This is a genomic window from Calidithermus terrae, assembly GCF_003574345.1.
Lineage (GTDB): Bacteria > Deinococcota > Deinococci > Deinococcales > Thermaceae > Calidithermus > Calidithermus chliarophilus.
Genome location: NZ_QXDL01000191.1, coordinates 1 through 7,660 on the forward strand (window position 1 = coordinate 1; position 7,660 = coordinate 7,660).

Sequence of the window (7,660 nt, forward strand, 5' to 3'; positions counted from 1 at the left end):
CCGCCCGGCGGGAGGTTGGCATAGGTGAGCTTCTGCACGTCCAGGGCGTCGGCGGTGAGGGTCTGCGCGTCGGCGAAGGCGATCTGGATGCCCTGGTCGCGGACGCCGGTGAAGACCGGCTGGACGTTCGCCTTGGCCCCGCTGCGCAGCTCCACCGTCACGCCCCAGCCGGGCGTCTCGATGGGCGTCCCGGCGTCGCGCACGATCGGCTCGACCCTCGTGACCTTGAAGCGCCAGACGCCGTTGAAGAGGGTCTCGCCCAGGCAGCCCTCGAGGCTCGCCCGCTGCTCGGCCCCGCCGGGGGTCTGGTTGGCGGCGGGCGCGGCGGCGGCCTTGCCGAGGGTCAGGGTGTTGCCCTTGAGGCTGTAGGCCACCCCCAGCCCCTTGAGCACCGAGAGCGGCACGTAGGTCTTGCCGCCCACCACGATGGCCTTCTCGCCCACCGCCTGCCCGTTCACGACCAGGCTGTAGCTGACGCCGGCGCCCAACGCCGTGCCGGCCGCCAGCCCCAAGACCAGAACCCGAAGCTTGGAATCGGACATCTCCACTACCTCCTTTGGCGCCAAGGTAGGGGGTGTCCGGTCAGGCGGCGGTCAGCCCACGGCCCGGTTTTGCCGGTGAGCGCCGGGGAGCGGTTCACGCCGGCAGGCACGGGCCTCGAGGTGCGGCCCGTGTCCTTCGTGCTTGGTCTTTCGCGCGGGGCCGGATGACCCCTCCCCCGTGCGCGGGGGGAGCCAGAGGGTTTATCCCGTCCTCAGCGAAGGAAATCCTGCCAGTCGGCGGGCAGGCGTTCGCCCACCTCGAGCATCCTCGCCCTCGCCTCCTCGTACAGCCGGCTCAGGCTCCTGTGGTTCCCCGCGCGGCGCAGGGCCTCGAGCGTCATCCTCAGCGCCTCGAGGTCGTAGGGGTCGGCCTCGAGCAGCAGGCGCCCCAGGCGGGCCGCCTCCTTGGGGTCGGCCTCCAGCACCGCCGCGCCCCGCGCGCGCAGGGCCAGGTGCGCCGACTCGCGCACGGTCTCGTTGAAGGAGGCGAGGCCCTCGAGGTAGGCCCCGCGCCACAGCCGGGTGTCGCCGGTGCGCAGGAACTCCTCCAGGTCCGACCCCACCGCCTCGCCCAGGGCGTAGCCCCCCGGGGTGGTGGTGACGGCCGCGGGGCCCAGGCTCGAGCGCACCGTGCGCACGAGCTCCTTGAGCGAGGAGGCGGCCTTCTCCTCGTCCTCGCCGGGGTAGAGCGCGTCGAGGAGCTCGAGCTTGCCCACCTCGCCCCGCCCGGCGACGCGGGCCTCGAGCAGCAGCGCCAGCAGCTCCTGGCGCTTGCGGCCGCGCACCGGCTCCCCGGCGAACTGCACCGGTCCCAGCACCTGCAGCCGCCAAGCCCCCGCCACGCCCCCGCCGGGCTCCTTCGCGGGGCCAGGAAGAGGGCCCCGCGCCGGCCGGGGCTCGGGCTCCCCCCCGAGGAGCTCGGGGAAGTACCGGCGGGCGAGTTCGACGGGCTGCCGCAGCCCGAGGGCCTCCAGCCGCGCGACCCGCTCGGCGGCGCGCTGGGGGTTGGCGGTCAGCCGGTCCACCTCCAGCCCGATGGTGTCGGCCTCGACCGCCAGCCTCATGCCGGCGGCGGCGGCTTCGGCCTCCCGGTAGAGCCGCAGGGCCTCCTCGGGGCGGCCCAGGCCTTCGAGGGCGTCGGCCATCGCCACCTTGGCGAAGACGACCGACCACGCCTGGCCCAACTGCTCGGCCTGCTCGAGGGCCTCGCGGGCGAGCTCGAGCCCCCGCTCGGGGCGGCCCTGCCAGGTCTCCGCGTGGGCGGCGGGGAGGAGGCCGTTGATGAGGTTGCGGGGGCTCCTCAGCTTGCGGGCGACCTCCAGCGTGGCGTAGGCGTGTTTGAGCGCCAGCACTTTGCCGTAGGGGGGCCGCCAGAGCCAGTACAGCCGGCTGAGGGTCTTCTCGCAGTCCACCAGCGACTCGGAGGGGTCCATGCGCAGGAGGAGGTCGCGGCTCTCCAGCAGGGCCTCCTCGGCCCGCTCGTACTCGGCGAAGCCGATGTAAAGCTGGGCCACGAGCACCTTGGCGTGGGCGTAGCGCTTGACCTCGCCGAGCTCGCTGTAGCCCCGGATGGCCTCCTCGAGGCTCGAGCGCGTCTCGGCGTAGTGACCCAGCAGGCCCAGGGTGTAGGCGCGGTTGAAGGAAATGTGCGCGACGGGCTTGGGCAGGCCGCTTTCCCGCGCCAGGCGGAGGGCTTCGGCGTAGTCGGCATCGGCCTGGGGGTACTCGCTGAGGTAGTAGTAGGCCCCGGCGCGGGCGCTGTAGAGCTTGGCCCTCTGCTCCAGCGTGAGCGCGGGCAGCTCGAGGGCCCGCGCGGCGATCTCCAGGCCGGCCTTCGCGTTCCCGGTGGCAGAGTGGGCGAAGGAGGCCTGGTAAAGCACCTCGGGGTCGGGGACGTCGTGCAGAGCGGGGTTGTCGCGCCAGACCTCGAGCGCCCCGGAGAAGTCCCCGACCAAAGCCCGCAGGATCAGGAGCCGCGCCGCCCAGCCCGGCCCCTGGCGCTCACCCGGGGGCAACTGGGCCAGCACCGCCTCCACCTCGGCCATCCGGCCCCGGGCCGTGAGCAATTCGGCCAGGAGGTGGACGGCCTCGGCCTGGCCGGGGTCGGCGGCCACCGCCAGTTCGGCCAACCGGAGGGCCTCGCCCGGGTCGAAGGAGCGCAGGGCCCGGGCCGCTTCCAGGGCGGGGCCCGCCTTGTGGGCGGCGTACGCCACCGCCGCGGCCCTCAAGCGCGCCGCCTTCACCCCTTCCCCCCCGGCCTCGGCCCGGGCGGCGGCGAGCTCGAGCCGCTCCCGCGACTCCTGGGCGGGCAGCCGCGCGGCCTCGACGAGGCGCACCAGCACCTGCGCCTCCGGCGGGGCGGGCTCGAGGGCCTCCAGGGCCCTCCGCGCCAACTGCCGGTACTGCTCGGGGTCGAGGCTTTGCAAGGCCACCTCGCGGTAGAGCGGGTGGGCGAACTCGCCGCCCCGCAACACCCCGGCCGCCTCGAGGCGGTGCTCCTCGAGCTCCAGGGCTTCCGGCGAGAGCGCGGCGACGTGGGCCCAGACCGCCTTCTCGGCCTCCAGCGGCAGCACCGCCCGGGCCGCGATGGCGGCCGCGCCTTCCCGGGCGGCCCCCTTCAGGGCCTGCTCGATCAGGGCCTCGATCGTCAGCGGCACTTCGCCTTTGAGGGGGGGCCGCCAGTGCCAGCGGTTGCCGTCGTTCCACAGGTGGCCCTGGCGGGCCAGGTGGCGGAGGTATTCCAGCGTGAACAGCGGGTTGCCCCGGGCCCGCTCGTAGATCCAAGCAGCCACCTCTTCAGGAACGCTCGCGCCCAGCTCGGCCTCGAGCAGCCCCAGCGAACCCTCGCGGGACAGAGGCTCGACTTGCAAGGCCGCCAGAGGCTCCGGCGGCGACACGCGGCTCGTCACCAAAAGGGCCACCCCCTTGCTGCGCAGGGTCATGCGGGCGAGCTGCTGCACGAGCTCGAGCCGCTCGGCCGGGGCCTCGTGCAGGTCCTCCAGGTGCAGCACCACCGGGGCCTGGGCCGCCAGCAGCGCGCCCAGCGCGGAGGCCACCTTCTCGCCCTCGACGTGCTCGCCGCGCCCCAGCCGCCCCAGCAGGGCCTCGGCCCAGGCCGGGAAGCCCCGGCGGGGCACGGCCCGGGCCACCTCCCGCGCCAGGGCGGGCAGCGCGGCGGTGGCGTGCAGGCTGAAGCTGCGGCAGGGGGTCTGCCGCAGCAGCTCGCGCACGGCGTGGGTCTTGCCGATGCCCGGCGCGCCCCACAGCCCCAGCGCCAGCCCGGCCCGGCGGGAGAGCACCGGGCGCAGGCGCTCGCCGAGCTCGAGCGGCACCGGGCGCGCTTCCCGCCCGTCCACCGTGGGTTCTTCCCGGGTCACAGGGCCATCTTAGCGGCCCGACGTTAAACCGCCGTTACGCCCGGCAGCCCGCTCCAGGCCCCGCGCTATGATCAAGGGCGACGCAGCCGCCATGTACGCCCTTCGCCTGCTGGGCCCGCCGAGGCTCCTGACCCCCGCCGGAGAGCTCAAGCTCGAGCGCAAGCCCGCGGCCGTGCTGGCCTACCTGGCGCTGGAGGGGCCGACCCCGAAGTACAAGCTCGCCGGCTGGCTGTGGCCCGGCTCCGGCGACGAGGCCGCCCGCAACAACATGCGCCAGCTCCTGCGCCGCCTGCGCCTGTCGGGGGCCGACGTGGTGGCGGGCGAGGACTTCATCCAACTGCGCGAGGGCGTGACCGCCGACGTGGCCCAGCTCTCGGCGGTGCGCCTCGACCGGGTGCTCGAGCCCGGTGCCCAGGCCCAACTGCTCGAGGGCTTCGACTACGACGACGCCCCCGACTTCGCCGAGTGGCTGCTCGCGCTGCGCGAGGAGCTGCGCGAGCTGCGCCTGCACGCCGTCCTCGACGAGGCCGCCCGCCGCGAGGCGGCGGGGGAGTACGACCGGGCTTTGCGCTGGGCCCAGGAGGCGGTGCGGCTCGAGCCCCTCTCCGAGGAGTCCTACCGGCGGCTGATGCGGCTGCACTACCTGCGGGGCGACCGCGGCGCGGCCCTGGCCGCCTTCGAGCGCTGCCGGCAGGCCCTGCTCGAGGAGCTGGGCGCCGGGCCCCTGCCCGAGACCCTGCGGCTGGCCCGGGAGATCGAGCAGGGCGCGCGCCCGCCCCGGCCGGCCCCGCCCCGCCAGGCCGTGCCGCTGGCGCTGCTGCACCCCCCGCGGCTGGTGGGGCGCGAGCGCGAGTGGGCGCGGATGGAGGAGGCCTGGCAGAAGGGGCAGATCGTCTTCCTGGCCGGCGAGGCGGGCGTGGGCAAGACCCGCCTGGCCCTCGACTTCGCCGCCAGCAAGGGCGCCTTCCTCCGCCTCGACGGGCGGCCCGGCGACGCGGGCGTGCCCTACGCCACCGCCGCGCGCAACTTCCGGCTCTACCTCGAGCGCTGCCCCCCCGACGCCCTGCCCGCCTGGGTGCGCCACGAGCTCTCGCGGCTGCTGCCCGAGCTCGCCGCGGGCCAGCCCGCCCCGCCCCTGGGCAAGGGCCCCGACAAGCTGCGCTTCTTCGAGGCCGCCTCCGAGCTGCTGCGGCGGGGCTCGGAGGGCGTGGCGGCCCAGGTGGTTGACAACCTCCACCTCTTCGACCCCGCCAGCGCCGAGCTCGGGGCCTACACGCTCGGCCAAGCCTTCCCGCTGGGGGGCGAGGGCGGGGTCTCGCGCGTCATCGAGGTGTACCGCAAGGGCGAGCTCCCCCCCGAGGCCGAGGCCGCCGTGCGCGGGCTGGTGGAGGCGGGCGCGGCGGTGCTGGTCGAGCTCGAGCCCCTCCCCGCCCCGGCGGTGGGCGATCTGCTGGGGCAGCTCGGGGTGCCCGCGGACTTCGCCGCCGCGCTGCACCGCTTCACGGGGGGCAACCCGCTGTTCGCGCTCGAGACCCTGCGCCACCTGCACGAGACCGGGCAGTTGGCGGGGGGCTGGCCGGGGCGGCTGCCGCTGGCGGGCAAGGTCCGCCAGCTCATCGAGCACCGCCTGGGGCGGCTCTCCCCGGCCGCGCTCCAGCTCGCGCAGGCGGCGGGGGTGCTCGAGGGCGGCTTCACCTTCGAGCTGGCGTGCGCGGTGCTGGGGCGCCCGCCCTTCGCGATGGCGGGGGCCTGGCGGGAGCTGGAGGCCGCGCAGGTGATGGCGGGCGAGGCCTTCAGCCACGACCTGCTGCTCGAGGCGGTGCGGGCGGGCACCCCCGAGGCGGTGGGGCGGTGGCTGCACCGCTCGGCCGCCGCCGCGCTGGAGAAGGCCCCGGGCCGCTCCCCCACCCAGGTCGCCCGGCACTGGCTCGAGGGCGGCGAGCCGGCGCGGGCCACGCCCTGGCTGCTCGAGGCCGGGGCCATGGCCCACCGCCTGGGCCGCTTCGACGACGCGGTGCGCTTCTACGAACAGGCCCTGCAGACCGCGGCCGACGCGGCGCAGCGGCGGGAGGCCCAGGTCATGCTGACCTACCCGCTGGTGGCCCTGGGCCGCCTGGACGAGGCCGAGCGGCTGGCGCGGGGCATCCTGGAGCACTCCGACGACCCCCACACCCGCATCAAGGCCCTCGACGCCCTCCAGACCGCCGCCATGTGGCAGGGGCGCCACGCCGAGGCCGAGGCGGCCATCGAGGAGGCGCTGCGCCTGGCCGAGGGCGCCGGCGACGAGGAGCTCGCCGACGAGATGCGCTTCTCGCGGGGCTTCATCCTCGTGCGCCTGGGGCGCGGGGAGGAGGCGCTGGAGGCGCTCGAGCCCCTCCTCCCCCGCTACCGCGCCCGCCCGCCGAGCTTCGAGCGGCTCCACCTCTTCTCGGTGCTGGGCTTCGCCTACGGCAGCCAGGGGCGCTTCGCCGAGGCCAAGGCCCTGCTGCACGAGGCCCTGCGCGAGTCGAAGGCGATGGGCAGCGCCGCCAACCAGATCCTCGCCGCCAACGACCTGCAGTACACCCACAACGCCGAGGGCACCCCCGCGGAGGGCCTGCCGCACGCGGAGGAGGCCCTGGCCCTGGGCAACTACGTCGTCACCGAGCTGCTGCGCTCCAACGTGGCCCACGCCCACATGCTGCTGGGCCGCCCGGCCGAGGCCGCCGGGCACCTCGAGTGGCTCACCCGGCACGCCCAGGACCCCAACCTGCTGGGCATGGCCTGGGCCCGGCTGGCGGTGGTGCGAGCCCGCCTGGGCAAAGACCCCGCGCCCGCCCTGGCCCGGGCGCTCGAGCTGCACGCGCGCGTGCAGGTGCCCACCGCCCAGCTCGCGCTCTGCCAGGCCGCCCTCGAGCACGGCGACCCCGAACAGCGCGCCTGGGCCGCGCGGGCGCTCGAGGCCCTCGAGCGCTGCCGCCTGCCCCGCCACGCCCGGCCCGAGTACGACCGGCTGCGGGCCAGCCGCCCCTGAGCGCGCTCAGCCCCTCCTCAGGCCCGTTTCCGGGGCTCATCAGCCCGGCCCCTTAGCGTTGCCCCACGCCCCGCCGGGCGCACGAGGTGAGCATGCCCCTGCTGTCCATAACCCCTAGCCCCAGACGCCCCAGGAGGAGGCCCCCGTGGGGCTGACCGGGCGGGTCGTGCGCCCCGGCGACCCCGGCTACGACGCGGCCCGCCGCAACTACAACGAGCGCTTCGACGTGCGCCCGGCGCTCGTCGTCTTCTGCCAGTCGGTCGAGGACGTGCGCAACGCCCTGGGCTTCGCGCGGGAGCGGGGGATGCCCCTGCGGGTGCGCGGCGGCTGGCACAGCTACGAGGCCTTCTCGCTGGTCGAGGGGGGCTTAGTGCTCGACGTGAGCGACCTGCACGCCGTGCGCGTCTCCCCCGACCGCCGCACCGCCGACGTGGGCGCGGGGGCCCAGCTCATCCAGCTCTACCAGCGGCTGGGGCAACTCGGCCTCACCCTCCCCGGCGGCACCTGCCCCACGGTGGGCATCGCCGGGCTGACGCTGGGCGGGGGCTTCGGCCTGACCTCGCGCCGCTACGGCCTGACCTGCGACTGCCTCGAGGAGGTCGAGCTCGTGGACGCCGAGGGCCGAGTGCGCATCGCCAGCGAGTTCCGCCACCCCGACCTCTTCTGGGCCCTGCGCGGCGGGGGCGGGGGCAACTTCGGGGTGGCGGAACTCGCTGGCGATGCGCACT

General features: G+C 75.7%; 3 protein-coding genes and 1 pseudogene. 2 read left to right on the top strand and 2 right to left on the bottom strand.

The window, feature by feature from the left end; genetic code table 11:
* Nucleotides 1–542: pseudogene (locus Mterra_RS16865) on the bottom strand (hypothetical protein); the annotation flags it as partial.
* Between the two features lie 212 nt (nt 543–754).
* Entirely contained in the window at nt 755–3,919 is a 3,165-nt protein-coding gene (locus tag Mterra_RS23490) for an AAA family ATPase (RefSeq protein ID WP_119316218.1), read from the bottom strand.
* A 67-nt stretch (nt 3,920–3,986) separates the two neighbouring features.
* Between Mterra_RS23490 and Mterra_RS16875 the strand changes: the two genes are divergently transcribed.
* Both Mterra_RS16875 and Mterra_RS16880 read left to right on the top strand, forming a co-directional pair.
* The gene (locus Mterra_RS16875; protein WP_119316219.1) at nt 3,987–6,932 is read left to right on the top strand and encodes an ATP-binding protein; all 2,946 of its coding nucleotides are present in this window, start codon (nt 3,987–3,989) and stop codon (nt 6,930–6,932) included.
* A 145-nt stretch (nt 6,933–7,077) separates the two neighbouring features.
* Nucleotides 7,078–7,660, top strand: a 583-nt coding sequence (locus Mterra_RS16880; protein WP_147372891.1) for an FAD-binding oxidoreductase, incomplete at its 3' end; no start/stop codon positions are given.